The sequence below is a fragment of the Streptomyces sp. McG3 genome, from assembly GCF_018619185.1.
Lineage (GTDB): Bacteria > Actinomycetota > Actinomycetes > Streptomycetales > Streptomycetaceae > Streptomyces.
The window spans coordinates 1-26,415 of the sequence record NZ_JAAXYC010000091.1; the positions used below are offsets into that span (position 1 = coordinate 1).

Here is a 26,415-nt window from a genome sequence, read left to right on the forward strand (position 1 = left end):
GGCGGGACACGGCGGGGACCCGGACGTCAGCGCAGGGCGGAGCCCGCCTTCCACTTCTTCCAGCCGAGGTTCCAGCCGCTGAGTCCGTTGTCCGGTGCGACCTTCTTGTCCTGGGAGTTGACCACCTCGACCACGTCGCCGATCAGGGTCCGGTCGAAGAACCAGCCGCCGGGCGTGGAGCCGCTGCCGCCCTTGGCGTCGCGCAGCCCGACGCAGCCGTGGCTGACGTTCTCCTCGCCGAAGACGGACTCGTCGGCCCAGTAGTTGCCGTGCAGGAAGGTGCCGGACTCGGTGAGCCGGATCGCGTGCGGCACGTCCTTGATGTCGTACTCGCCCTTGCCCTTCTTGTCCGTGAAGCCGACCGTGGCCCCGTTCATCCGGGTCACCTCGTGCATCTCGGTGACGACCATCCTCCCGTTGTACGTGGTCGTCTTCGGGGCCCCCGCGGTGATCGGGATCGTGTCCACGAGCTCTCCGTCCCGGCGCACCTCCATGGTCTTCTTCTCCGCGTCGACCCGGGAGACCTGGGAGCGGCCGACCGTGAAGACGACGGTCTTGTCCTGGCTGCCGTAGACCCCCGGGGCGCCCTCGACGTCGCGCAGCCCGATGTCGACGGTGACCTCGGTGCCGGGCTTCCAGTACGCCTTGGGGCGGAAGTCGAGCCGGTCCTTGCCGAACCAGTGGCCGGAGACCTCCACCACCGGATCGGACGTCACCCGGATGGCCTTCTCCACCGCGGCCCGGTCGGCGACCGGGCGGTTGAAGGAGAACGAGACGATCATGCCGGTGCCGACGGTGGAGCGGTTCTCCGGTTTGAAGTACCCGATGAAGCGGTGCTCGGGGACGAGGGTGGTGAACGTGGCGTGCCGGGCGGAGCGGCGGCCCGCCCCGTCCACGGCCACCGCGTCGATGCTGTACTTCGCGGCGAGGGCGAGCCGCCCCGCGGCGGGCTCCGGCTTCCAGGACCTCCCGTCATCGGTGATGCGCCCGGCCACCGTCTGCTGCCGCGCGTCCTCGATCCGCATGACCTTCACGCTCTCCAGCCGCCCGTCGGGGACCTTCACCGCGATGCGGGTCTCCTCGTCGACGTCCTCGGCACCGTCCTCGGGGAAGACGCTGATCGCGTCGTCGGAGGATCCCGCCTTGCCGTTGAACACGGCCTCCCGGGCGTCGGTGCAGCCGGTCAGAAGGGCCAGCACGGTCAGCAGTCCTGCCCATGTCAGCACGGCGGCCGAGCCGGCCCGTGCGCTCTTCGCTGTGTGGTTCACGCTCCCCCCAACGACCGGGGCCGGTCGGGGGAAACGTGAGTGCGGGCCGCCCGGTGGGCAGAACAGAGGGGAGGACTACCTGAAGGGGGCCGCGGCCGGGACGCCGCGCGCCCCCTCGTAGGTGCCCGTCCCACGAGCCGCGGGAGGCGACACGGTGTCCAGCGCAGCCGAGCAGGAGGCAGTACAGGATCCGGAAGCGGTGGCCGGCAGCGGGGCGGAGATCGCGGAGGCCCGTGCCGTCGCCGCCCGGGCGGGGGCGCCGTCCCCCGCCGTCTGGCCCGGGGCCCCGATGCCGCTGGGGGCCCGCTTCCGGGTCGGACCGGACGGAGTGGCGGGGACCAATTTCGCGCTGTGGGCGGGCGGGGCCGAGGCGGTCGAGCTCTGCCTGTTCGACGAGCGGGGCGCGGAGACCCGCTGTCCGCTGACCGAGCTGACCCATGAGATCTGGCACGGCTTCGTCCCCGGGGTGCGGCCCGGTCAGCGCTACGGCTACCGGGTGCACGGCCGCTGGGACCCGTGGACGGGCGCCCGCTGGAACGCGGCGAAGCTGCTCCTGGACCCGTACGCCCGCGCGGTCGACGGGACCTTCACCCTGCCGCCCGAGGTCTACGGGCACGTACGGGACTGGCCGGATCAGCATGTGGCCGACACCGTGCGGGACGACCGGGACTCGGCGCCCTTCGTGCCCAAGGGCGTCGTCGTCCGCGACGAGGACGACTGGGTGGAGGACCGCCGCCCCAAGACCCCGTGGGCGGACTCCGTGATCTACGAGCTGCACGTGCGCGGCTTCACCAAGCTGCACCCGGACATCCCGCCGGCGCTGCGCGGCACGTACGCGGGGCTCGGGCACCCGGCCGCGATCGAGCACCTGACACGGCTCGGGGTGAGCGCCGTCGAACTGCTCCCGGTGCACCAGTTCGCCCACGAGGACCATCTGCTGCGGCGCGGGCTGCGCAACCACTGGGGCTACAACTCCATCGGCTACTTCGCCCCGCACGCCGGGTACTCCGCCTCCGGGACGGCGGGCCAGCAGGTCGGCGAGTTCAAGCGGATGGTGCACGCGCTGCACGAGGCCGGGATCGAGGTGATCCTCGACGTCGTCTACAACCACACCGCGGAGGCGGGCGAGCTGGGCCCGATGCTGTCGCTGCGCGGCATCGACAACCGGGGCTACTACCGGCTGAGGGACGACCCGCGGCGCTACGCCGACTACACCGGCTGCGGCAACACCCTGCACGTCGTGCAGCCCCAGGTGCTGCGGCTCATCACCGACTCACTGCGCTACTGGGTCACCGAGATGGGCGTCGACGGCTTCCGCTTCGACCTGGCGGCCGCGCTGGCGCGCTCGATGCACGACGTCGACATGCTCTCCCCGTTCCTCGCGGTGATCGCCCAGGACCCGGTGCTGCGCCGGGTCAAGCTCATCGCGGAGCCGTGGGACGTGGGCAACGGCGGCTACCAGGTGGGGGCCTTCCCTCCCCTGTGGACCGAGTGGAACGACCGCTACCGCGACGCGGTGCGCGACTTCTGGCGGGGCGCGCTCCCCGACGTACGGGATCTCGGCTACCGGCTGACCGGCTCCAGCGACCTGTACGCCTGGGGTGGCCGCCGCCCGTACGCCTCGGTCAACTTCGTCACCGCGCACGACGGCTTCACCCTGCGCGACCTGGTCAGTTACGAGCGGAAGCACAACGAGGCCAACGGGGAGGGCAACCGGGACGGGACGAGCGACAACCGGGCGTGGAACTGCGGGGCGGAGGGCGAGAGCGACGACCCGGAGATCAACGCGCTGCGCCGCCGTCAGCTCCGTAACCTGCTGACCACCCTGCTGCTCTCCACCGGGGTGCCGATGCTGGTGGCGGGCGACGAGATGGGCCGGACGCAGGGCGGCAACAACAACGCCTACTGCCAGGACAACGAGACCGGCTGGCTGGACTGGTCGCTCCTGGAGGAGCCCGCGTGGCGGGAGCTGACCGAGCTGACGGCCCGGGTGCTGACGCTGCGCCGGGCCCATCCGGTGCTGCGGCGCCGCGCGTTCTTCTCCGGCCGGGCGCAGGCCCCGGACGGACTGCGGGACCTGGCGTGGTTCGCCCGGGACGGCCGGGAGATGACGGAGGGCGACTGGTACGCACCGGCGGCCACGCTCGGGCTGTACCTCTCGGGCCGGGACATCCCGGGGCGGGACGCGCGGGGCGAGCCGGTCACCGACGACAGCTTCCTGGCGGTCCTGCACGCGGGCCCGGAGCCGACGGTCTTCGCCCTGCCGGGAGCGCCGTGGGGAGACGCGTACGAACTGGTCCTGGACACCTCGCGGGAGGAGCAGGCCGAGGCTCCGGGCACGGTCCTGGACGGCGGTACGGAGATGAGGGTGCCGGCCCGTTCGGTGCTGCTGCTGCGGGTGACGGCGTGAGGGGCGGGGGTACGGAGCCGGATCAGCCGAGGATGCCCCGGCCGTAGCCGACGGCGACGGCCGCGGCCCGGTCCTTGGCGCCCAGCTTGGCGAAGATGTGGGTGAGGTGGGTCTTCACGGTCGCCTCGCTGATGAACAGCTCGGCGGCGATCTCCCGGTTGGTGGTGCCCCGCGCCACCAGGACCAGCACCTCGCGCTCGCGGGCCGACAGGGAGGTCCCTGCGGGGTCGGCGGCGGGGGTGCGGACCCGGGTCATCAGCCGGGAGGCGACGGCGGGCGACAGGACGCCGCGCCCGTCGGCGGCGGCCCGGACGGCCGCGAACAGCTCCTCGCGCGGGGCGTCCTTGAGGAGGTAGCCGGTCGCGCCCGCCTCGATCGCGGGCAGGGTGTCGGAGTCGGTGTCGTACGTGGTCAGCACCAGGACCTTCGAGCGCGCACCGCGCCGGGTCAGCTCCGCGATGGCCGCCACTCCCCCGCCGCCGGGCATCCGCAGGTCCATCAGGACGACGTCGGGGTCGAGGTGTTCGACCGCCGTGAGGGCGTCCACGCCGTTCGACGCCTCGCCGAGGACCTCGAATCCGGGGGCGGCGGCGAACATGCCGCGCAGTCCGTCCCGGACGACCGGGTGGTCGTCGACGACGACGAGGCTGATGGAACGGGCGGCGGGCTCGGTCATGACGGCACCGTACGGGAGCTCACGGGTGCCTGACCAGCGGCCGGCGCGGTGCTGTTCACGGGGTGCCTGACCAGGGGGACTCTGGCCGATACCGCCGTGCCGCCGCCCGGTTCCGACTCCACCTCGACGGTGCCCGCGATGCGCTCCGCGCGGACCCGCATGCCGCCGAGGCCGAAGCCGCCGGTGCGGTCGGCCGGGGCGGCGGTCGCGGGGTCGAAGCCGCGGCCGTCGTCCCGTACGTCCAGGGTCAGTTCGTCGTCCATGAAGGACAGCGTCACCCCGACCCGCGAGGCCCCGGCGTGCCGCCCGGCGTTGGCGAGGGCCTCGCCCGCGATGCGCAGCAGGGTGGCGGCGATCTCGTCGTGCACCGGTTCGACGGTGCCGGTGACGGTGAAGTCGGCCCGGACGCGGTGCTGTTCGGCCCAGTCGGCGACGGTCTTCTCCAGCGCTCCGGCCAACTCGTCGTGTTCCAGGGCGGTGGGGGCCAGGTTGTGCACGGAGCGGCGGGCCTCGCCGAGGCTGTGGCGGGCGAGCGCGGCGGCCCGCTCCAGGTGGAGGCGGGCGGTGGCCGGATCGCGGTCCGTGACGGAGGTGACGACCTGGAGCTGGGCGATGATCCCGGTCAGGCCCTGGGCGAGGGTGTCGTGGATCTCGGCGGCGAGCCGGCGCCGCTCGTCGTCGACCCCGGCCTCCCGGGCCTGGACGAGGAGCTGGGCGTGCAGGGCGGCGTTCTCCGCCATGGCCTGCTCCAGCCGGAGGTTGGTGCGCTCCAGCTCGGCGATGGTCGCGACCTGGACGCGGGCCTTCTCCTCCTCCCGCATCCCGACGTGCCAGAAGAAGAGGGCGAGGGCGGTGTTGACGACGTACAGCGCGCCGAAGGCGACCCAGTTCATCAGGGAGGCGGGCGGCAGCCCTCCGCTCTGCGAACCGGCCAGGGTGACGGCGGTGGTGAGCAGTCCGGCGCGGACGAAGCGCTTGGGGAGCAGCGGTTCGATGTCGAAGTAGCCGAGGGCCGCGTAGATCGAGAAGAACGGGTTGAACCAGGACAGGGCGAAGGCGAGGACGGTCCGGAGGGTGTAGTAGGCGACCCCGGCCGGGGCGCCCGGAGCGGTACGCGGGCGGGTCCGGCCCCACCAGATCTGGAGCCCGTACGCCGCGACGGCCAGGGCCCCGGCCACGTACATCTCGGTGCGGGTCATGATCAGGTCGGCGGCGACGGCCCCGACGAGGACGGACAGGGTGAGAACGGCGTACGGCCCGTACCGGTAGAACTGCTCCCAGCGCTCCTCGATCGTGCGGGGCCCCGTCGCACCGGACGGGTACGGGGAGCAGGGCGGCTGCGTCATGCGGGCAGTCTCCGTCACTGCCAGCGGAAGAGTCGAGCGGCGGCGAGGCCGAGCAGTGCGGTCCACAGCGCCACGACCCCGAGGTACGCCCAGCTCGGCCAGTGGCCGGAGGCGGCCTGGTCCAGCGCCTGGGAGGCGGCGCCGAACGGGGTGATCTGCACGACGCGGCGCAAAGTGTCGGGCATCGCCTGGACGGGCACCCAGACCCCCGCGGTGAACATCATCGTGAGGTAGGCGACCGAGCCGACCGCCGTGGCCGCCTTCGTCGTACGGGACAGGGCACAGATCGTCGCGCCGAGGGCGAGCACGGCGGCGACCGCGAGCAACAACGCCAGTGCGTAACCGAGCAGTTGTCCGGGCAGCGCGACCGCATAGCCGACGCGGCCGACGGCGACGACCAGGAGCGCCGAGCCGAGGGCGGCGGCGCCGTGCAGGGTGATCTGGGCGGTGAGGAGGGCGGAGGGCCGCACCGGCGTGGTGGACATGCGGCGCAGGATGCCGCGTTCTCGGTAGGCGGTGAGGACCGGCGGCATCGCCTGGAGCCCGGCCATGATCATGGCGAGCAGGACCGAGATGGGGACGTAGAGGTCGATGACGCGGCGTCCGCCGAGGGCGTCGTCGGCCTCCTTGAACGCCGGGACGAAGCCGAGGATCACCAGGAGGGCGGTCGGGAAGACGAGGATCCAGAAGAGGCTGCCGGGTTCGCGGAGGAAGAGCCGGGTCTCGGTGAGCAGTACGGCCGCCATGGGGCCCCGCCGACGGGCGGGCGCGGAGGCGGTGGGTGCGGCGGCCGGTGCGGTGGTGGCGTCGGGGGTCATGTCAGGCGTCCTGTCCGGTGAGGTCGAGGAAGGCCTCGTCGAGGCTGGTCTCGGTGATCCGCAGCCGCTGGGCGGTGACCCCGAGTTCGGCGAGCAGGGAGATGAGCGGCGTGATGGTGTCGTCGGTGGCGTGCAGGACGAGGAGGCCGGTGGCGGTGGGCGGGGTCACCGACGCGACGCCCGGCAGTGCGGCGAGGCGGTCCAGTTCGGGTCCGGTCGGAGTGCGGGAGGGGACGAAGGAGAGCACGGTGGAGCCGGCCGCCTGCCGGATCAGCCCGGCCGGGGTGTCCAGGGCGACTGCCTTGCCCCGGTCGATGACGGCGATCCGGTCGCAGAGGCGCTGGGCCTCCTCCATGAAGTGGGTGACGAGCAGGACGGTCACCCCGCCGTCGCGGATCTCCTCGATGAGCTTCCAGGTGTCGCGGCGGGCGCGCGGGTCGAGGCCGGTGGTCAGCTCGTCGAGTACGACGACCTTCGGGTTGCCGATCAGGGCGAGCGCGATGAACAGGCGCTGCTTCTGGCCGCCGGAGAGCTTGGCGAAGCGGGTGGCGAGCCGGTCCGCCAGGCCGAGCCGGTCCGCGAGCGGCCGCCAGTCGGCGGGGGCCGGGTAGAAGGCGGTGTAGAGCTCCAGCGCCTCCCGTACGGTCAGTTTGGCCTGGAGTTCGCTCTCCTGGAGCTGGGCGCCGAGCAACCGTGTCACCCGGTCGTGGTCGGCGACCGGGTCGAGCCCGGCGACCCTGACGGTGCCCGCGTCGGGGATGCGCAGGCCCTCCACGCATTCGACGGTGGTGGTCTTGCCCGCCCCGTTGGGTCCGAGGATGCCGAAGATCTCCCCCTCGTCCACGGAGAAGGAGACGCCGTCGACCACGGCACGGCCCGCGTAGGTCTTGCGTACCCCGTTGACTTCGATGATTGCCATGTCCACCAGGGTTCCGGCGGGCGGGCGCGGGCGGTATCCGCCGTCGCGCTCGACGGCGCATCGGCCGATCGGTTGATCCGGGGTACGACCGGGGACCGGCGGCGGTGGCCGGTGCCCGCCGCCCGCAAGCAGTCCGCCCCGGCGGAAATTGGCAGGACCGATGTCAGTGGTGAAACGTAAGGTCGCCCCTGATGCCCAAAAAGCCTGCAGAGCGCACGGACCGGTCCGCCGTGCGCTCCCTCCTGCGCCTGTGGCCCTATGTCCGACCCGTGCGGGCACGCCTGTTCACGGCCGCCTTCGTGGCGATCCTGGCGTCCTGCCTGGGGCTGGTGATCCCGCTGGTCCTGAAGTGGATGGTGGACGGCCCCGTCGCCGACCGCGATCCGGGCGGGGTGTGGCTGGGGGCGCTGTACCTGCTGCTGCTGGGCATCGCCGAGGCGCTGCTGTTCGGGCTCCGGCGCTGGCTGGTGGCGCGCCCGCTGGCCGGGGTCGAGGCGTCGATGCGGGCGGATCTCTACCGCCATCTGCAACGGCTGCCGGTCGCGTTCCACGACCGCTGGGCCTCGGGTCAGCTGCTGTCGCGCGGGACGACGGACCTGATGCTGCTCCGGATGTTCCTGGCGTTCCCGCTGACCTTCCTGGTCGTCAACACGGCGACGATCCTGGTCGGGTTCGTCATCCTGTTCGCCCAGGACTGGACGCTCGGTCTGGTGCTGCTGGCGCCCGCGGTGCCGCTGATGATCCTCTGCTCGCTGTTCGAGACGAAGTACTCGGTGGTCGCGCGCCGGGCCCAGGACCAGGTCGGCGACCTCACCACGGTCGTCGAGGAGAGCGTGCTGGGCATCCGCATCGTCAAGGGCTTCGGCCGGCACCGCAGTCAGGCGCGGGCGTTCCGGGCGATGTCGCACCGGCTGCGCACCACGGAGCTGGGCAAGGCCCGGCTGCTCGCCGGGATCTGGGCGCTGATCACCGCCATCCCGGAGCTGGCGATCGGCGCGGCGCTGGTGCTCGGCACGATCCAGGTGGCGGACGGGACGCTGTCCGCGGGCACGCTGGTGGCGTTCCTGTCCACGGCGCTCGCCCTGCGCTGGCCGGTGGAGTCGATCGGCTTCCTGCTGGCGATGAGCCAGGAGTCGGCAACCGCGACCGACCGGTATTTCGAGGTGATGGACGTGGCGGAGGAGCCCGGGGCCGTCGCCGTACGGGAGAGCGCGCCGACCACCGGGCCCGGCATGGTGTTCGAGGGCGTCGAGTTCCGCTACCCGGACGCGGATCCGGACTCGCCGCCGGTCCTCGCCGGGATCGATCTGCACATCCGGCCCGGTGAGACGCTGGCCCTGGTCGGGGGTACGGGGTCGGGCAAGACGACGCTCACCGCTCTGGTGCCCCGGCTGCACGAGGTGACCGGCGGGCGGATCACGCTGGACGGCGAGGACATCGCCACGATGGAGCGTTCGCGGCTGCGGGAGCTGGTCTCGGTGGCGTTCGAGGAGCCGACCCTGTTCTCCGCGACGGTCGGCGAGAACGTGACGATGGGCGCGGCGGACGCGGACGAGCGGCAGGTGCGGCGGGCGCTGTCGGTGGCCCAGGCCGACTTCGTGCACCGGCTGCCCCGGGGGCTGGACACCGAGGTCGGCGAGCAGGGCCTGAGCCTGTCCGGCGGCCAGCGCCAGCGCCTCGCGCTGGCCCGCGCCGTGGTCGGGGAGCCGCGCTTCCTGGTGCTGGACGACCCGCTCTCCGCGCTGGACGTGCACACGGAGACGCTGGTGGAGGCCGCGCTGCGGAAGGTCCTGGAGCGGACGACCGCGGTGGTCGTGGCGCACCGGCCCTCCACCGTGATGCTGGCCGACCGGGTGGCGCTGCTGTCCGGGGGCCGGATCGCCGCGGTCGGCACGCATCAGGAGCTGCTGCGCGACAACGCGGAGTACGCCTGGCTGATGTCGGGCGCGGGCAGCGAGCCCGCCGCAGCGGTGGACGCGTCCGCGGCGCCGGTGGACGCGTCGGCCGCACCGGCGGCCCCGTCCACCGGACCGCACCCCGCCACTTCGGTGAGCACGCCCGTACAGCAGGTCCCCGCCGAGGAGGGCAGTGCCCGATGACCACGACCACCGACGACGCCTCTCTCCCGGCCGCCGACGACGACGGCCCCCCGAAGAACCGGGTCGCGCCCTCGTCCGCGCGCGCGGACGACCCGTTCGACCGGGACGACCTGCCCGCGCCGCCCGGGGCGACCAGGGCGCTGCTGTTCTCGCTGCTGGCCCCGATGCGCGGCCGGGTCGCGGTGTCGGCCCTGCTCCTGCTGGTCCAGCAGGTCGCGATGCAGGCGGGCCCGCTGCTGGTGGCGTACGCCATCGACAGCGGGGTTCCGGCGTTCCGGGACCACGACTACGGGCCGCTGATCGCGGTCGCGATCGGCTACGCGGTGTGTTCCGTCGGCGCGGGCGTCCTCCAGTACGCCTTCATCCGGGCCGCGGCGCGGATCAACCAGGACGTGCTGCTCGATCTGCGCGGCCGGATCTTCCGGCACGCGCAGGCGCTCAGCGTCGACTTCCACGAGCGCTACACCTCGGGCCGGCTGATCTCGCGCTCCACGACGGATGTGGAGTCGTTGCGGGAGCTGCTGAGCGAAGGGCTCCAGGAGCTGATCGGCGTGGTCCTGTCGTTCGTGTCGATCGCGTTGGTGCTGCTCTGGCTGGACCTGGGGATCGGCGCGATCGCCACGCTCTCCTTCGTACCGCTGTATCTGATGGTGCGCCTGTACCGGCGGCGGGCGTCCGTCGCGTTCACGGCGCGGTCGACGGCGATCGCCGCGGTGATCGTGAAGTTCGCGGAGACGATGAACGGCATCCGTCCGGTCCAGGCGTTCCGCCGCGAGCGGAGCAACGACACCGTGTTCACCGCGCTGAACACCCACCACGAGCGGGCGAACGGCGACGCGATCCTGGAGATGGCCCGCTATGTCATCGGTTCGCGGCTGATCGCGAACACGGCGGTGGCCGGAATGGTTCTGTGGGGCGCCTACCGGGTCGCGGACGGAACGCTGGCGCTCGGGGTCCTGGCGGCGGCGGTGCTGTATCTGCGCCGGCTGTACGACCCGATCGACCGGCTGGGGATGTTCCTCAACTCCTACGAGTCGGCGGCCGCTTCGCTGACGAAGATCGCCGGCCTGCTGGCCCAGACGCCGAACGTCCCGGAGACCGACCGGCCGAAGGAACTGCCGCCGCGCCCGGGCGGGCTCCCCGGCCGGGAGGTCACGTTCGACGGGGTGCGGTTCGCCTACCGTACGGGCGGCGAGGTGCTGCCCACGTTCGACCTGCGCATCCCGGCGGGCCGGACGGTGGCGGTCGTCGGGTCGACGGGCGCGGGCAAGTCGACGCTGGCCAAGCTGCTGGCCCGGTTCTACGACCCGACCGAGGGCCGGGTCCTGCTGGACGGCACCGACCTGCGCGACCTGGACACCGCCGAGCTGCGCCGGGGCGTGGTGATGGTGACGCAGGAGGCGTTCCTGTTCTCCGGGACGGTCGCGGAGAACATCGCGATCGGCCGCCCGGACGCCACCCGCGAGGAGATCGAGCACGCCGCGAAGGCGATCGGCGCGCACGACTTCATCGCCGCCCTGCCGGACGGCTACGACACGGACGTACGCAAGCGGGGCGGGCGCATCTCGGCGGGCCAGCGGCAGTTGGTGGCGTTCGCCCGGGCTCTGCTGGCGAACCCGGCGGTGCTGATCCTCGACGAGGCGACCAGCTCCCTGGACGTCCCCGGTGAGCGGGCCGTGCAACGGGCCATGGACACGGTGCTGCACGGCCGCACGGCGGTGGTGATCGCCCACCGGCTCTCCACGGTGGAGATCGCGGACCGGGTGCTGGTGATGGAGCACGGCCGGATCGTGGAGGACGGCGCACCCGCCGAACTGATCGGCGGGACAGGGCGGTTCGCGGGGCTGCACCGGACGTGGAAGGACAGCCTGGCCTGAGCGGATCCGGCCGGGGACCACCTCGTCGGCCCTGAACGCCGGGCTCCGGACACCGATCGTCCCGCGACGCATGACGAAGCCTTCCCCGGGCGCCGAGGCTCCGTTGTAGTGGCGCGGGTCGGCCACTGTCGCCCCGAAGGCCCCGCCCTGTCCGGAAGCCGGCCGTCGGCGTCCGGCCGCTCCACCTCGACGGCGCCGGCGGCCGGAGGGCGAAGGCCGGCCCGGACCGGCCGGGCACGCGGAACGGCGGGTGCGATGCCGACGGGATTCGAACCCGCGGACGGGGCCGGGGCAGGCCCGCCCCCGCCTCATCAGTCGGCGCGGAGGGGGCCTCCCCCGCGCCGATCGCCTTGGACCCCTCGGCCACGGCACCGCACCCTGCGGGACCGCGCGGTCCCGGTCCGCCGATCGTAGGGGCGCGACCGCCCCCGGGCGACCGTGTTCGCGCCCCGTGACGCTCACCCCGGCAGCAGCCGCACCGCCGCGTCCCGCAGCCGGGTGCGCTCCGTGCTCATGAAGCGGTGCAGGGTCCGGGAGCCGAAGGCGGTCCGCTGGGCGCTGCGACGGCGTTCGCGGTCGTAGGCGCGCAGGGCGCCCTCGACACCCGCGGGGCCCGGGGGCGCGGTGGCCAGCGCACGGCTCAGGGCGTCCGCGTCCAGGATCGCGGTGCAGGCGCCCTGGCCGAGGTTGGGCGTCATCGCGTGGGCCGCGTCGCCGACCAGGGCGACGGGGGCGGACCGGGCATCGGAGGAGGCGGGCCGGTGGGCGCCGGTGGAGACGAAGCTGGGCAGCGCCGGGTGGAGGTGCCGCATCTCGTAGCGGATCCAGGTGGCCGGGTCGGTGGCGTCCAGGATGCGCGGGACCGGGTCGTGCCAGCCGGCGAACGAGGCGCGCAGTTCCTCGGCGGTGGTGGCCTCGGGCACGGTGGCGTACCAGTTGGTGCGGCCCGGTTCGACCGGGGTCATCCCGAAGAAGCGGCCGCTGCCCCAGGTCTCGCCGTGCACCGGGCTCTCGAAGTCGGCGATGCCGATCCAGGCGACGGTGCCGATCCGGCGCGGGCCGCTGCGGTCGCCGAAGCGGGCGGTGCGAACGGCGCTGCGGATGCCGTCGGCGCCGACCACCAGGTCCTGTCCGGCGGCCGGTGCGTCGAGGCCGGTGACCCGCTCGCCGAGTCTGAGCGGGACGTCGCCGAAGGCTTCGAGGGCGGCGAGCAGGGCGTCGAGCAAGTAGGGCCGGGAGATGAGGAGTTCGGGGCGGCCCGCCTTGCGTTCGATCCGCTCCAGCGGGAGGCGGGCGATCGACGTCCCGTCCGGGGTGCGGATGTGCGCGTCGCGGTAGGGCACGGCGTGGTCGCGCAGCGCGTCACCCACGCCGAGCCGGTCGAGCGCGGACTGCGCGGTGGGGTGGATGCCGAAGGCCGCGCCGTACCGCTCCAGTTCGGTGCGCCGCTCCAGCACCGTGACCGTCCAGCCCGCGCGGCGGAGTCCGATCGCGGTCGCCAGACCGCCGATGCCCGCGCCGACCACGGTCGCCGTTCCTGTCATGTCGCGCTCCCGAGCTCGTTCGGACCGTACGGAGAAGGCCGCACGGAGAACCACCACGCCTGTGGTACCACGGCTGGGGTAGCATCGGCAAGGACAGGCCGAGGGGGCGGCAGCCGTACGGGAGTGAGGGAGCGCGCGTGAATCCGGACCGCCGGGACCGGCTGCGGGACGCGGCCGTCGAGGTGCTGGCCCGGGACGGCGGGCGCGGGCTGACCCACCGGGCCGTGGACCAGGCCGCCGAGGTGCCGCCGGGCACGGCCAAGAACTACTTCCCGACCCGTGACGCGGTGCTCCGTGCGGTGGCGGAGCGCTGTCTGGAGCAGTACCTCGCGCTCACCGGGCAGTTGGCCGCGACTCCGGGGCCGGCGGACCGCGAGGGCCTGATCACCCTCTTCCGCTCGCTCCTGGAGAACGTCGCGGGGCCCGGCCGCGCCCGGCTGCTGGCGGTGCTGGAGCTCCAGGCCGAGGCGACCCGCAGGCCTTGGCTCTCCGGCATCCTCGACCCGATGGCCAGTGGCGACTTCGCGGGCTTCGAACTGGCGCAGCGCGCCGCCGGGCTGCCCGTCACCCCGCAGCGGGCCGCCGTCGTCACCCTCGCCCTGCACGCGGCGATCCCGCACCTGCTGACGAACGGCCCGGCCACGCTCGCGGCGTCGGGGCTGGACGACGTGGACCGCTTCGTGCGCGACCTCCTGGACGCGGTGTACCCGCCGGGGGCCACCACCCGAGCGCCTCGGCCACCTCGCGCCGCGCCCTGACGGACCGGCGCGTTCCGGCGCGCGAATCTGGCCAGAACCCGATGCTGTCTCACCAGGCGGTCATCACACCCCTTCCCGCCCGCGACGGCGCGGTGCCCGTCGCGCGCGAAACCTGTGACCACCCTGTGAATACCGGGCTTCACAACGCCCGGTAACACGGCGGCAATGATCGGCGAAACGTCCGCTTAACGAACATGACCTTTCCGGCAACGAACGAAAACCGGCCAAGTTATTGACGCGGTCCTGACAGACACGGTCATCTGCTGACACTCTTCACCCCGTTCTGCGCACCGCCTGCACCGTCCGGACGGCTCGTCCAGCGCCGCCGGTACCCCCCTCGCAGAAGGAGTCCGCGTGAGATCCACGCCCAGCCGTCGCGCCACCGCGACCGGCGCTCTGATAGCCGCAGCAGCCCTCATAGCCGTCGCCATTCCGTCCGGCGCCGCGACCGCCACCTCCGCTCCCGCCTCGGCCCCGCTCGGCGGCATCACCGCCGGCACGAAGGCCGACCCGGGCGCCCTGCCCGCCAAGCTCTCCCCCGCCCAGCGCGCCGAGCTGCTCAGCGAGGCGAACGCCACGAAGGCGGCCACCGCCAAGGAGCTCGGCCTCGGGTCCACGGAGAAGCTCGTGGTCCGCGATGTCGTCCAGGACCGCGACGGCACGACGCACACCCGCTACGAGCGCACCCTGAACGGGCTTCCCGTCCTCGGCGGCGACCTCGTGGTCAAGGAGTCCGCGGCCGGAGCGACCGAGGGCGTCAGCAAGGCGTCGAAGGCGACCAGCGCGCAGCTGAAGGCCGTCGGCCTCACCGCCGACGTGGCTCCGGCCGCGGCCGAGAAGCAGGCGCTCGGCGCGGCGAAGGCCGAGGGCTCGAAGGCGAAGAAGGCCAGCGAGGCCCCGCGCAAGGTGGTGTGGCTGGGCAGCGGCTCCCCGCAGCTCGCGTACGAGACCGTGGTCGGCGGACTCCAGCACGACGGCACCCCGAACGAGCTGCACGTCCTCACGGACGCCGCCTCCGGCGAGAAGCTCTACGAGTGGCAGGCCGTCCACAACGGCACGGGCAACACGCAGTACAACGGCCAGGTCACCCTGGGCACCGCGCCCTCGTACACCCTGACCGACACCACGCGCGGCAACCACAAGACGTACAACCTGAACCGGGGCAGCTCCGGCACCGGCACGCTGTTCTCGGGCCCGGACGACGTCTGGGGCGACGGCACTCCGCAGAACGCCGAGACGGCCGGCGCGGACGCCCACTACGGCGCGGCCGAGACGTGGGACTACTACAAGAACGTGCACGGCCGCTCCGGCATCCGCGGTGACGGCGTCGGCGCGTACTCCCGCGTCCACTACGGCAACAACTACGTCAACGCGTTCTGGCAGGACAGCTGCTTCTGCATGACGTACGGCGACGGCAGCGGCAACGTCAAGCCGCTGACCTCCCTGGACGTGGCCGCCCACGAGATGACGCACGGCCTGACCTCGGTCACGGCCAAGCTCGTCTACAGCGGCGAGTCCGGCGGCCTCAACGAGGCCACCTCCGACATCTTCGCCGCGGGCGTGGAGTTCTACTCCGACACGGCCCAGGACCCGGGCGACTACATGGTCGGCGAGAAGATCGACATCAACGGCGACGGCACCCCGCTGCGCTACATGGACAAGCCCTCCAAGGACGGCGCGTCCAAGGACGCCTGGTACTCGGGCATCGGCAACGTCGACGTCCACTACTCCTCGGGCCCGGCGAACCACTGGTTCTACCTGCTCTCCGAGGGCAGCGGCGCCAAGACCGTCAACGGCGTCGACTACGACTCGCCGACCTCGGACGGGCTCCCGGTGACCGGCATCGGCCGGGACAAGGCCCTGCAGATCTGGTTCAAGGCGCTCACCACCAAGTTCACCTCGACGACCAACTACGCGGCTGCCCGCACCGGCACGCTCGCGGTCGCCGGTGAGCTCTACGGGGCCACCAGCCCCGAGTACGCGGCCGTGGCCCACGCCTGGGCCGGCATCAACGTGGGCGCCCGCCCCGGCGGCGGCAACCCCGACCCGGGCGGCAAGGTGTTCGAGAACACCACCGCGGTGACCATCCCGGACGCCGGCGCGGCCGTCACCAGCTCGGTCACCGTCTCGGGCGTGACCGGCAACGCGCCGAGCACCCTGAAGGCGGACGTCAACATCACGCACACCTGGCGCGGTGACCTGGTCGTCGACCTGGTGGCCCCGGACGGCACCGCCTACCGGCTGAAGAACTCCTCCTCCGGTGACTCCGCGGACAACGTGGTGGCGACCTACACGGTCAACGCCTCGTCCGAGGTGGCCAACGGGGTCTGGAAGCTCAAGGTCCAGGACATCGCACGCCAGGACACCGGGCGGATCAACAGCTTCAAGCTCACCTTCTGATCCACTCGCGTTCTGATCCACTCGCACCGACCGAACGGCCCGGAGGAGGAACACCTCTTCCGGGCCGTTCGTCATGGCGGAAGCCGTCTCAGGCGGGGTTGTTCGCGTGGGTCAGGGTCTCCCAGGCGACGAAGAGGTTGTTGGACCCGGCGGGCCGCTGCCGCTCGGTCAGCGTCCGCGTGTTGGTCATCGCGTGGCCGAGCCGGTTGGCGAGCGCGTTGAAGCCCACCTCGGTGACCGGCCCGAGGCTGTCCTTGAGCGAGCCGCCGCAGAGCGAGGACGGCACGGCCGCGCCGAGCTGGTACTTGGCGTGCAGCCCCATCGCGTGCCGCAGCCGGTCGGCGACCTCCGGGTAGAGGTCCTGGCCCTGGATGCGGCTGGTCTCGGCGATGTGCGAGATCGCGGAGAGGCCGTAGCCGGTGTGGGTCAGATCGCGGCAGGTCTCCTGGGAGAGGCCGTCCATGAAGGTGGACTGCCCCTGCCAGTAGTTGATGACTTTCGCCCGGGTGTCGAGCCCGCTGCCGGGGGCGACCTTCGGCAGCGAACCGTCGGCGGTCACATAGATGTACGCGGGGACCCGCCCGCGGAACTTGCCGACGGCCTTGTCGTAGGCGGCGCGGTCCTCCAGGAAGACCGCGATGCCGATCGCCGCCTCGGTCATGGACAGCTCCCAGTTGCCGTTGGAGTGGGAGCCGTTGGTGACTTCGGGGAGGTAGACGTCGCGCAGCATCGTGCCGAAGCGGCCGGAGTTCGGCCAGCTGCTGTAGGTGTACTTGATGATCTCGGCGGCGCGCGGCCACGACGAGCCGGCCCAGCCGGTCTGGAGCGGCGCGTTGCTGTTGGTGTGGTCCTTGATCACGGCCGACCACGCGTCCATGATCTGGATGGCCTTCTGCGCGTACCGGCTGTCCTGGGTGATGTACCAGGCCAGCGAGAGCGTGTACGCGGCGATGGCGTCCTCGCGCTCGTCCGTGCAGCCGTTGTTGGGGTTGGAGTAGGAGCCGCACTCGACGACGGCGCGCGGCTTGGCGGTGCGGGTCAGGGAGGCGTACTTGCTCCCCGCCATCTGGTCGTAGGCGCTCTTCCAGGGCTGTGCGCCCGCCTGCACCCGGCCCCGGACGAAGTCCAGTTGGGGGCGGCTGACGAGCACCCCGGGGTGGGTGAAGTCCGCCGGGGCGGCGGCCGTGGCGGGAGCCTTCGCCGGGGCCGGGGATCTCTCCGCGAGGGCCGGTGCGGCGAGTGCCGTGGTGAGCAGCGCGGCCAGGCCGGCGGCGATGCCGAGGACGCGGGGAATGGAGCCGGTGCGCATGTGGGGGTGCCTTCCGGTGCGGTGGCGGTTCAACGGCCCGTCCCGTCCAGAGAGTTCATGGATGTGAACGATGGGCAGCATGATGAACCCTGCGATGAATCAGGAACGTAAAGCCATTCCATGAACACGTCAAGGTTCTGTGTTCACTGCACGAAGGAACGGCACCCCCCGACACGCGAAGGGACCCGGCACCGCACGGGTGCCGGGTCCCTCGGGTCCGCCGTGGCGAGCTCTCAGCGCAGCAGCACGCCCGCGCCCTCCCCCACCGCCTCGGCCGGCAGTGCGACCAGGCCCAGTTCGGCGCTGGTGGCCAGCAGCGGGTGAGCGGGCAGGACGCGCACGGTGTAGCCGTACGGTCCCGTCCGGTCCAGCGCGAGCGGCCCCTCGTACAGCCAGCGGTCCTCCAGGTCCTGACCGCCCGCCGGCTTCAGCGGGAAGGTCTGGGCGTCCGCGATGGCGTCGCCCGAATCGACCCGGCCCGCGACCACCTGGACCTCCACGTCGTCCGGGTCCAGGCCGCCGAGCGCGATCCGCACCCGCAGCGCCAGGCTGGCGCCGAGCTCCGCCGAGCCGCCCGCCGCGGTGTCGGTCACCGACTCCACATGGTCGACGGAGACCCCGCGCCAGGCCGCCCTGACCTTGGCCTTCCACTGGGCGAGGTCCCGCGCGGCCCCGGGATCCAGGGCCCGCCGGGACTGCGCGGCGGGGGCGTACAGGCGCTCCACGTACTCGCGCACCATCCGCCCCGCCAGCACCCTCGGCCCGAGGTTGACCAGCGTGGAGCGGACCATCTCGATCCAGCGGTCGGGCAGCCCCCCGGCCCCCCGGTCGTAGAAGCGCGGGGCGACGCGGTCCTCGATCAGGGCGTACAGGGCGTTCGCCTCCAGCTCGTCGCGGCGGTCCTCGTCGATCGCCGAGCCGTCGGCGGTGGGGATCTCCCAGCCGAAGTCCGGGTCGAACCACTCGTCCCACCAGCCGTCGCGCACGGACAGGTTGAGGCAGCCGTTGAGCGCCGCCTTCATCCCACTGGTGCCGCACGCCTCCAGCGGGCGCAGCGGATTGTTGAGCCAGACGTCGCAGCCCGGGTAGAGCTTCTGGGCCATGCCCATCCCGTAGTCGGGGAGGAAGACGATGCGGTGGCGGACCCCCGCGTCGTCCGCGAACCGCACGAGCTCCTGGACCAGCCGCTTGCCGCCGTCGTCGGCGGGGTGCGCCTTGCCCGCGACGACGATCTGGATCGGGCGCGTCGGGTGCAGCAGCAGCGCCCGCAGCCGGTCGCGGTCGCGCAGCATCAGCGTGAGCCGCTTGTACGAGGGGACGCGCCGGGCGAAGCCGATCGTCAGGACGTCCGGGTCGAGTACGCCGTCGATCCAGCCCAGTTCGGCGGTGCCGGCGCCGCGCCGGCGCCAGGAGGCGTAGAGCCTGCGGCGGACCTCGGTGACCAACTGGCCGCGCAGGTCCCGGCGCAGGTCCCAGATCTCCTGGTCGCCGATGCCGGTCACCGCGTCCCAGCGGCGCGGGGTGCCGCTCCACGAGGAGGCCTCGTCATCCACCGGGCCTCCCGCCAGCACCTGGTGGGCGCGGCCCTCGCCGATCCGGCCCGCGCCGAGGCGGAACACCTCGGGGGCGACCCAGGTCGGTGCGTGGACCCCGTTGGTGACGGAGGTGATCGGGACCTCGGCGGGGTCGAAGCCCGGCCAGAGCCCGGAGAACATCTCCCGGCTGACGGCCCCGTGGAGGGTGGAGACGCCGTTGGCGCGCTGGGCGAGCCGGAGGCCCATCACCGCCATGTTGAACAGCTCCGGCTCACCGCCGGGGTAGGTCTCGGTGCCGAGCCGCAGGATCTTCTCGACGCCGACCCCGGACAGCTCGCCGTCGTCGCCGAAGTGGCGGGCGACGAGCCCCCGGTCGAAACGGTCTATCCCGGCGGGCACCGGGGTGTGGGTGGTGAAGACCGTCCCGGCCCGGACCACTTCCAGAGCGGCGTCGAAGTCGAGCCCGGTGACGGCCAGTTCACGGATGCGCTCCAGGCCGAGGAAGCCGGCGTGGCCCTCGTTGGTGTGGAACACCTCCGGCTCCGGAGTGCCGGTCAGCCGGCACCAGGTGCGCACCGCGCGCACCCCGCCGATGCCGAGCAGCATCTCCTGGAGCAGACGGTGGTCGCTGCCGCCGCCGTACAGCCGGTCGGTGACGTCGCGTTCGCCCGGGGCGTTCTCCTCGACGTCGGAGTCGAGCAGGAGCAGCGGCACCCGGCCGACCCGGGCCAGCCAGACGCAGGCGTGCAGCGAGCGTCCGCCGGGCAGGGCGAGCACCACCCGGGCGGGGGCGCCGTCGGCCTCGCGGACCAGGTCGAGCGGGAGCTCGTTGGGGTCGAGGACGGGATAGTGCTCCTGCTGCCAGCCCTCGCGCGAGAGGGTCTGGCGGAAGTAGCCGTGCCGGTAGAGCAGGCCGACGCCGATGAGCGGGACGCCGAGGTCGCTGGCGGCCTTGAGGTGGTCGCCGGCCAGGATGCCGAGGCCGCCGCTGTACTGGGGCAGTGCCGCGGTGACGCCGAATTCGGGTGAGAAGTAGGCGACGGCGGACGGCAGTTCCGCTCCGGCGGCCCGCTGCTCCTGGTACCAGCGGGGGCCGTTCAGATATTCGGCCAGATCGGCGGAGGCCTCGGCGAGGCGGCCGAGGTACTCCTCGTCCCCGGCCAGTTCGGTGAGCCGCCCGGCGGACAGCGAGCCGAGCAGGCGTACGGGGTCGGCGTCCGCGGGCCGCCAGCCCTCGGGGTCGGCGGACCGGAAGAGCTCACGGGTCTCGGTGTGCCACGACCAGCGCAGGTTGTGCGCGAGGTCGTGGAGAGGTCGGAGGGGTTCGGGGAGGACAGGACGCACGGTGAATCGACGAATGGCCTTCACGTACTCCACCTTTACAGGGGACTTGCGCATCCGGGCGGACGCACCACGGTGTGCGTCCCTTCCGTCACCCCTGAAGGTAGCGGCCGTCCGTGGCGTCCTGCCACGGCGCGCGGACGGCTCACCGGGGCCGGGGACCGGCCGCCGCGCACTCCCCCCAGACGCCCCATCCTCCCCGCCCGTGATCCTCCGTCACTTCCCTCACCTGGGGGTTTGGCCGATTTCACCCCCGTACACAGCCTTGTGGACCTCCCTGCCACAGGGAAGGCTGCCGTGTGGCGCCGCAGAGCGGGTATCCGGAACCCGTGGGGGCGCTCCGGGCTCCCCTCGCCCACCGGGGGCGTGCGCGCCGCGTGCGGCGGGGCCCGGGCGGTCGAATACGACCGAGTAGTTAACACAGCGCCGGATTTCCCACCCGCGGACGCGGGGAAGGCTTCCCCGGTACGCGGCACGACCCGGCCCGCAGACGTTCTCCGTGCATCCAGAAACATGCACGAAACCCCCGCGACCCACCCATTCGAGTGCCATTCGAGTGAACGCGGACAGGAGCGGCCATGCCCACAGCCCGTCAGCAGACAGCTGAGCAGCTACAAAGGACAGATCCCCGTCTTCGCGGCACACGCGGTCGGTCCTCCGCGCCCGTGCCGTCCCCCGTGCACGCCGAGCTCCTCCAGCCCTCAGGTGATTCCATGATCGGTCGAATTCCCGTCCTGGACGTCCGTCCTCTCGTCGACTGCGGCAGACGGGCGGCGAAGGCCGTCACCGGTGAGACCTTCCAGGTCAGCGCCACCGTCTTCCGCGAAGGCCATGACGCGGTGGCCGCCAATGTCGTGCTGCGCGATCCGAGCGGACGGGTCGGGCCGTGGACCCCGATGCGCGAGCTGGCGCAGGGCACGGACCGGTGGGGGGCCGATGTCACTCCGGCCTCCGAGGGCCGCTGGACGTACACGGTGGAGGCCTGGAGCGATCCGGTCACCACCTGGCGGCACCACGCCGCGATCAAGATCCCGGCGGGCATCGACACGGACCTGGTGCTGGCGGAGGGCGCGGCGCTGCTGGAGCGGGCCGCGTCGGGCGTCCCGAAGAAGCACGGCCGGGAGGCGGTGCTGGCCGCGGTGGACGCGCTGCGCGACACGGCCCACCCGCCGGCCGCCCGGCTGGCCGCCGCCCTGACCCCGGCCGCCGACGCCGTCCTGGCCCGCTATCCGCTGCGTGAACTGGTCACCCGCTCGAAGCCGCTGGCGGTGCGGGTGGAGCGCGAGCGGGCGCTGTTCGGGTCGTGGTACGAGCTGTTCCCCCGCTCCGAGGGCGCGAAGCGGGTGCCGGTGGACCCGGCGGACACCTCCCCGGACGCGGAGACGCGGCTGGTCAGCGGCACCTTCCGGACGGCCGCCGAGCGGCTGCCCGCCGTCGCCGCCATGGGGTTCGACGTGGTGTACCTGCCGCCGATCCACCCGATCGGGACGACGCACCGCAAGGGCCCGAACAACAGCCTGACGCCCGGGGAGCACGACCCGGGCGTGCCGTGGGCGATCGGTTCACCGGACGGCGGGCACGACGCGGTCCACCCGGAGCTCGGGACGCTGGAGGACTTCGACCACTTCGTGTCGGTGGCCGGCAATCTGCGGATGGAGATCGCGCTGGACTTCGCGCTCCAGTGCTCGCCGGACCACCCGTGGGTCAAGGAGCACCCGGACTGGTTCCACCACCGCCCCGACGGGTCGATCGCGTACGCCGAGAACCCGCCGAAGAAGTACCAGGACATCTATCCGATCGCCTTCGACAAGGACATGCGCGGTCTCGTGGCGGAGACCGTACGCATCCTGCGCTTCTGGATGGACCACGGGGTGCGGATCTTCCGGGTCGACAACCCGCACACCAAGCCGGTGGTCTTCTGGGAGAAGGTCATCGAGGAGATCAACGGCGCCGACCCCGACGTCGTCTTCCTGGCGGAGGCGTTCACCCGCCCGGCGATGATGCACACCCTGGGCACGGTCGGCTTCCAGCAGTCGTACACGTACTTCACCTGGCGCAACACCAAGCAGGAGCTGACGGAGTACGTCACGGAGCTGTCCGGCGAGGCCGCCTCCGCGATGCGGCCCAACTTCTTCGTGAACACCCCCGACATCCTTCCCGGCTACCTCCAGGAGGGCGGCCGCCCGGCGTTCGAGGCACGGGCGGTCCTGGCCGCGACGCTGGCCCCCTCCTGGGGCGTGTACGCGGGATTCGAGCTGTGCGAGAACACTCCGGCCAAGCCGGGGAGCGAGGAGTACCTGCACTCGGAGAAGTACGAACTGCGCCCGAGGGACTGGGAGTCGGCGGAACGCGAGGGCCGCACGCTGACCCCCCTGATCACCTCGCTGAACCGGATCCGCCGGCGTAACCCCGCTCTGCGGCAGCTGCGCGACGTCCACTTCCACCACACCGACAACGAAGCGCTGATCGCCTACAGCAAGCGCTCCGGAACGAACACCGTTCTGGTGGTCGTGAACCTCGACCCGCACCACACCCAGGAGGCCACGGTCTCGTTGGACATGGAGCGGCTCGGCCTCTCATGGCACGAGCGCGTACCGGTGCGCGACGAGCTCACCGGCGATACCTACCACTGGGGCAGGGCCTTCTATGTGCGCCTAGAGCCGGGCATCACGCCCGCGCACATCGCCGTCCTGCGACCGTCCCCGCCGACCGGAGGGTCACCCACACCATGATCGTCAATGAGCCTGTCCACGACACGTTCGAGGACACTCCCGCCAAGGACCGCGATCCCGACTGGTTCAAGCGCGCCGTCTTCTACGAGGTGCTCGTCCGGTCCTTCCAGGACTCCAACGGCGACGGAATCGGCGACCTCAAGGGCATCACCGCCAAGCTGGACTATCTCCAGTGGCTCGGCGTCGACTGCCTCTGGCTGCCGCCGTTCTTCAAGTCGCCGCTGCGCGACGGGGGCTACGACGTCTCCGACTACACCGCCGTCCTGCCGGAGTTCGGCGATCTCGCCGACTTCGTGGAGTTCGTGGACGCCTCGCACCAGCGGGGCATGCGCGTCATCATCGACTTCGTCATGAACCACACGAGCGATCAGCACGAGTGGTTCCAGCAGTCCCGCACCGACCCCGAAGGGCCGTACGGCGACTACTACGTCTGGGCGGACGACGACAAGCAGTTCCAGGACGCCCGGATCATCTTCGTCGACACCGAGACGTCCAACTGGACCTTCGACCCGGTGCGCAAGCAGTACTACTGGCACCGCTTCTTCTCGCACCAGCCGGACCTCAACTACGAGAACCCGGCGGTGCAGGAGGAGATCCTGGCGGCCCTGCGGTTCTGGCTGGACCTGGGCATCGACGGCTTCCGGGTCGACGCGGTGCCCTACCTCTACCAGCGCGAGGGCACCAACTGCGAGAACCTCCCCGAGACCCATCACTTCCTCAAGCGGGTCCGCAAGGAGATCGACGCCAACTACCCGGACACCGTGCTCCTCGCCGAGGCCAACCAGTGGCCGGAGGACGTCGTCGACTACTTCGGCGACTACGAACAGGGCGGGGACGAGTGCCACATGGCGTTCCACTTCCCCGTGATGCCGCGGATCTTCATGGCGGTGCGCCGCGAGAGCCGCTACCCGGTCTCCGAGATCCTGGCCAAGACCCCGGCGATCCCGAAGAACTGCCAGTGGGGCATCTTCCTGCGCAACCACGACGAGCTGACCCTCGAAATGGTCACGGACGAAGAGCGCGACTACATGTACGCGGAGTACGCCAAGGACCCGCGGATGCGCGCCAACATCGGCATCCGGCGGCGGCTGGCCCCGCTGCTGGACAACGACCGCAACCAGATCGAACTGTTCACCGCCCTGCTGCTGTCGCTGCCCGGCTCCCCGATCCTCTACTACGGGGACGAGATCGGGATGGGCGACAACATCTGGCTGGGCGACCGGGACGCGGTGCGCACCCCGATGCAGTGGACGCCCGACCGCAACGCCGGGTTCTCCTCCAGCGATCCGGGGCGGCTCTACCTCCCCACGATCATGGACCCGGTCTACGGCTACCAGGTTACCAACGTCGAGGCGTCGATGGCCTCGCCGTCCTCGCTGCTGCACTGGACCCGCCGGATGATCGAGATCCGTAAGCAGAATCCGGCCTTCGGTCTCGGCGAGTACACCGAACTGCCCTCGTCCAACCCGGCGGTGCTGGCGTTCACCCGCGAGTACGGGGACGATCTCGTCCTGTGCGTGCACAACTTCTCGCGGTTCGCGCAGCCGACGGAACTGGACCTGCGATCGTTCAACGGACGTCATCCGGTGGAATTGATCGGCGGGGTACGCTTCCCGGCCATCGGTCAGTGGCCCTACCTGCTGACCCTCGCGGGACACGGCTTCTACTGGTTCCGGCTGCGCAAGGACGCGCCGCCGGCCTGAGCTCCGCCCGCCCCGTGCGGGACGGTTTCCACCGTCCCGCACGGGGCACCCTGACCCCAATGAAAGGCCTTGGGCCTTCACGGTTCCGGCGCCTTCGGCCTTCACCGTTCCGCCGTTCGAGTCCGTAGAGACGCTCCTGACCCGACACGTCCCGCACAGCCGGACAGCCATTGCCGCAATCCGGGACACTCTTCGCATCCTGTGGTGTGCCCGGGGAAAGGACGCGATGCCATGTCGGAGGCTGCATCCACTCACGTCGCCCTGGCGAAGAGCACGAGGAACAGCGCAACGGCCCCAGTGACGACGGACGGGAATCTGCTCCCGTCCCTCGCCCCACTGCTCCACGCCTGGCTGCCCCGGCAGCGGTGGTTCGCCGGCAAGGGCCGGCCGGTCACCGGCTTCTCCCTGGTCTCGGCCACCGAGATGCTGCCGCTGGACGGCACGGCGGGCCCGGGGCTGCTGCACCTGCTGGTGCGGGTCGAGCAGCCCGCCCAGCAGACCCGCCCGGCCGATGACTGCTACCAACTGCTCCTCGGTGCAAGAACGTCACTGCCACCGCTCCTCGCGGGCGCCCTGATCGGCCGGGTCGAGCGGGGCCCGCTCGCCGGACGGGCCGTCTACGACGCGCTGCACGACCCGCGGCTGGCCGATCTCCTGCTGGAACGCTTCCGCCGCCCCGGGAGTCTCGGCTCGCTGCGCTTCGAGCGGACCGCCGCGATCCCGGCCGGTCTCACGCCCCGGGTGCTGGACGCCGAGCAGTCCAACTCCTCGCTCGTCTACGGGGACGCGTACATCCTCAAGATCTTCCGGCGCGTCTTCCCGGGCACCAACCCGGACCTGGAACTGCCGCTCGCCCTCAGCGGCGAGGGGTGCGAGCGGGTACCGGCCCCGGTCGCCTGGTTCGAGGTGCCAGGGCCCGAACCGCTCACCCTCGGCGTCCTCCAGCCCTTCCTGCACGGCGCGCGCGACGGCTGGCAGCTGGCGCTGGGCGCGCTCGCCGCGGGCCGCGACTTCCTCACCGAGGCGCGGGCGCTGGGCCGGGCCACCGCCGAGGTCCACACCGCGCTCGCCGCCGCGCTGCCGACCCCGGCGCTGCGCGGCACCCAGACGCGGCAGCTCGTCGCGGAGATGACCCGGCGGCTGGAGGCCGCCGCCCAGGCGGTCCCCGCGCTCGTGCCGTACGTCCCCGGACTGCGCGCCGCGTTCGAGGCGGTGACGGACCTCGGGGTCCGGGGCAGCGGCTGGGCCCAGCAGCGGGTGCACGGCGATCTCCACCTCGGACAGACGCTGCGCTCCGCCGACGGGTTCTGGTCGCTGATCGACTTCGAGGGCGAACCGGCCCGCCCGCTGCCCGAGCGCCGCATGCCCGCGCCCCCGGTCCGCGATGTCGCGGGGATGCTGCGGTCCTTCGACTACGCGGCCCGCTCGCACCGCCCGTGGAACCCGGAGTGGGCGGCCCGCTGCCGTGCCGCCTACTGCGAGGGCTACGCGCAGGCGTCGGGCAGCGACCCGCGCTGCGAACCGGAGCTGCTGCGCGCCCACGAGACCGACAAGGCCGTGTACGAGGTGCTGTACGAGGCCCGGCACCGCCCCGACTGGCTGCCGGTTCCGATGGCGGCCATCCAGCGACTGGCCCAGTCCGCAGCGGCCTGAGCCGCACCCCACGCACCTTCCCTCCAC

The 26,415-nt window shown here is 72.2% G+C and carries 16 protein-coding genes and 1 tRNA gene; 8 read left to right on the forward strand and 9 right to left on the reverse strand.

Annotated features, from left to right (window positions below; translation table 11 throughout):
* Positions 1-26 precede the first annotated feature (26 nt).
* A complete protein-coding gene (locus HET64_RS17065; protein ID WP_215106456.1) occupies positions 27-1,268 on the reverse strand; it encodes an Ig-like domain-containing protein in 1,242 nt (413 codons plus the stop codon).
* A gap of 154 nt (positions 1,269-1,422) precedes the next feature.
* Here HET64_RS17065 and glgX point away from each other — a divergent pair, with 154 nt between their 5' ends.
* The gene (glgX, locus tag HET64_RS17070; protein ID WP_215106458.1) at positions 1,423-3,678 is read left to right on the forward strand and encodes a glycogen debranching protein GlgX; all 2,256 of its coding nucleotides are present in this window, start codon (positions 1,423-1,425) and stop codon (positions 3,676-3,678) included.
* 22 nt (positions 3,679-3,700) lie between these two features.
* Here the strand turns inward: glgX and HET64_RS17075 are convergent, their stop codons facing one another.
* The 4 genes from HET64_RS17075 to HET64_RS17090 are packed head-to-tail and all read right to left on the reverse strand — an operon-like array spanning position 3,701 to position 7,437.
* Complete coding sequence (locus HET64_RS17075; RefSeq protein WP_215106460.1) at positions 3,701-4,354, reverse strand: response regulator transcription factor; 654 nt, start codon at positions 4,352-4,354, stop codon at positions 3,701-3,703.
* Positions 4,351-5,700, reverse strand: coding sequence for a sensor histidine kinase (locus HET64_RS17080; protein ID WP_215106462.1), 1,350 nt, complete (start codon positions 5,698-5,700; stop codon positions 4,351-4,353). Before HET64_RS17080 ends, HET64_RS17075 begins: the two co-directional genes overlap by 4 nt.
* Before the next feature lie 14 nt (positions 5,701-5,714).
* Positions 5,715-6,518 (reverse strand): ABC transporter permease, encoded by an 804-nt coding sequence (locus HET64_RS17085; protein WP_215106464.1) that lies wholly within the window; start codon positions 6,516-6,518, stop codon positions 5,715-5,717.
* Position 6,519: 1 nt separating this feature from the next.
* A complete protein-coding gene (locus tag HET64_RS17090; protein WP_215106466.1) occupies positions 6,520-7,437 on the reverse strand; it encodes an ABC transporter ATP-binding protein in 918 nt (305 codons plus the stop codon).
* Positions 7,438-7,628: 191 nt separating this feature from the next.
* On the opposite strand from HET64_RS17090, the gene HET64_RS17095 reads away from it, so the two are divergent.
* Both HET64_RS17095 and HET64_RS17100 read left to right on the forward strand, forming a co-directional pair.
* Positions 7,629-9,536 carry an ABC transporter ATP-binding protein gene (locus HET64_RS17095; protein WP_215106468.1) on the forward strand — a complete coding sequence of 636 codons (1,908 nt, stop codon included), beginning with the start codon at positions 7,629-7,631 and terminating at the stop codon, positions 9,534-9,536.
* Positions 9,533-11,413, forward strand: a complete 1,881-nt coding sequence (locus HET64_RS17100; protein WP_215106470.1) for an ABC transporter ATP-binding protein — start codon at positions 9,533-9,535, stop codon at positions 11,411-11,413. The genes HET64_RS17095 and HET64_RS17100 overlap by 4 nt, the downstream gene beginning before the upstream one ends.
* A gap of 253 nt (positions 11,414-11,666) precedes the next feature.
* Here HET64_RS17100 and HET64_RS17105 read toward each other — a convergent pair.
* Positions 11,667-11,786: transfer RNA gene (locus HET64_RS17105), tRNA-OTHER, on the reverse strand.
* Positions 11,787-11,871: 85 nt separating this feature from the next.
* The gene (locus tag HET64_RS17110) at positions 11,872-12,957 is read right to left on the reverse strand and encodes an NAD(P)/FAD-dependent oxidoreductase (RefSeq protein WP_215106472.1); all 1,086 of its coding nucleotides are present in this window, start codon (positions 12,955-12,957) and stop codon (positions 11,872-11,874) included.
* A 137-nt stretch (positions 12,958-13,094) separates the two neighbouring features.
* Here HET64_RS17110 and HET64_RS17115 point away from each other — a divergent pair, with 137 nt between their 5' ends.
* Positions 13,095-13,715, forward strand: coding sequence for a TetR/AcrR family transcriptional regulator (locus HET64_RS17115; RefSeq protein WP_215106474.1), 621 nt, complete (start codon positions 13,095-13,097; stop codon positions 13,713-13,715).
* 354 nt (positions 13,716-14,069) lie between these two features.
* Positions 14,070-16,115 (forward strand): M4 family metallopeptidase, encoded by a 2,046-nt coding sequence (locus tag HET64_RS17120; RefSeq protein ID WP_215106476.1) that lies wholly within the window; start codon positions 14,070-14,072, stop codon positions 16,113-16,115.
* A gap of 88 nt (positions 16,116-16,203) precedes the next feature.
* Here HET64_RS17120 and HET64_RS17125 read toward each other — a convergent pair whose 3' ends face one another.
* Positions 16,204-17,424 (reverse strand): alginate lyase family protein, encoded by a 1,221-nt coding sequence (locus tag HET64_RS17125; protein WP_215106478.1) that lies wholly within the window; start codon positions 17,422-17,424, stop codon positions 16,204-16,206.
* Positions 17,425-17,657: 233 nt separating this feature from the next.
* Positions 17,658-20,327 (reverse strand): alpha-glucan family phosphorylase, encoded by a 2,670-nt coding sequence (gene glgP / locus HET64_RS17130; protein WP_215106479.1) that lies wholly within the window; start codon positions 20,325-20,327, stop codon positions 17,658-17,660.
* A gap of 686 nt (positions 20,328-21,013) precedes the next feature.
* On the opposite strand from glgP, the gene HET64_RS17135 reads away from it, so the two are divergent.
* From HET64_RS17135 to HET64_RS17145, 3 genes are all read left to right on the forward strand, one after another.
* Entirely contained in the window at positions 21,014-23,032 is a 2,019-nt protein-coding gene (locus HET64_RS17135; RefSeq protein WP_215106481.1) for an alpha-1,4-glucan--maltose-1-phosphate maltosyltransferase, read from the forward strand.
* Positions 23,029-24,735: a maltose alpha-D-glucosyltransferase gene (gene treS / locus HET64_RS17140; RefSeq protein WP_215106483.1), complete on the forward strand. Its 1,707-nt coding sequence runs from the start codon at positions 23,029-23,031 to the stop codon at positions 24,733-24,735. Before HET64_RS17135 ends, treS begins: the two co-directional genes overlap by 4 nt.
* 231 nt (positions 24,736-24,966) lie before the next feature.
* A complete protein-coding gene (locus HET64_RS17145) occupies positions 24,967-26,388 on the forward strand; it encodes a phosphotransferase (protein WP_215106485.1) in 1,422 nt (473 codons plus the stop codon).
* Positions 26,389-26,415 lie beyond the last annotated feature (27 nt).

What these genes read in the sequence shown, in the direction of transcription:
- HET64_RS17075 (WP_215106460.1), bottom strand. Translation starts at nt 4,354, where the DNA reads ATGACCGAGCCCGCCGCCCGTTCCATCAGCCTCGTCGTCGTCGACGAC.
- HET64_RS17080 (WP_215106462.1), bottom strand. Translation starts at nt 5,700, where the DNA reads ATGACGCAGCCGCCCTGCTCCCCGTACCCGTCCGGTGCGACGGGGCCC.
- HET64_RS17085 (WP_215106464.1), bottom strand. Translation starts at nt 6,518, where the DNA reads ATGACCCCCGACGCCACCACCGCACCGGCCGCCGCACCCACCGCCTCC.
- HET64_RS17090 (WP_215106466.1), bottom strand. Translation starts at nt 7,437, where the DNA reads ATGGCAATCATCGAAGTCAACGGGGTACGCAAGACCTACGCGGGCCGT.
- HET64_RS17095 (WP_215106468.1), top strand. Translation starts at nt 7,629, where the DNA reads ATGCCCAAAAAGCCTGCAGAGCGCACGGACCGGTCCGCCGTGCGCTCC.
- HET64_RS17100 (WP_215106470.1), top strand. Translation starts at nt 9,533, where the DNA reads ATGACCACGACCACCGACGACGCCTCTCTCCCGGCCGCCGACGACGAC.
- HET64_RS17110 (WP_215106472.1), bottom strand. Translation starts at nt 12,957, where the DNA reads ATGACAGGAACGGCGACCGTGGTCGGCGCGGGCATCGGCGGTCTGGCG.
- HET64_RS17125 (WP_215106478.1), bottom strand. Translation starts at nt 17,424, where the DNA reads ATGCGCACCGGCTCCATTCCCCGCGTCCTCGGCATCGCCGCCGGCCTG.
- HET64_RS17135 (WP_215106481.1), top strand. Translation starts at nt 21,014, where the DNA reads ATGATCGGTCGAATTCCCGTCCTGGACGTCCGTCCTCTCGTCGACTGC.
- treS (WP_215106483.1), top strand. Translation starts at nt 23,029, where the DNA reads ATGATCGTCAATGAGCCTGTCCACGACACGTTCGAGGACACTCCCGCC.
- HET64_RS17145 (WP_215106485.1), top strand. Translation starts at nt 24,967, where the DNA reads ATGTCGGAGGCTGCATCCACTCACGTCGCCCTGGCGAAGAGCACGAGG.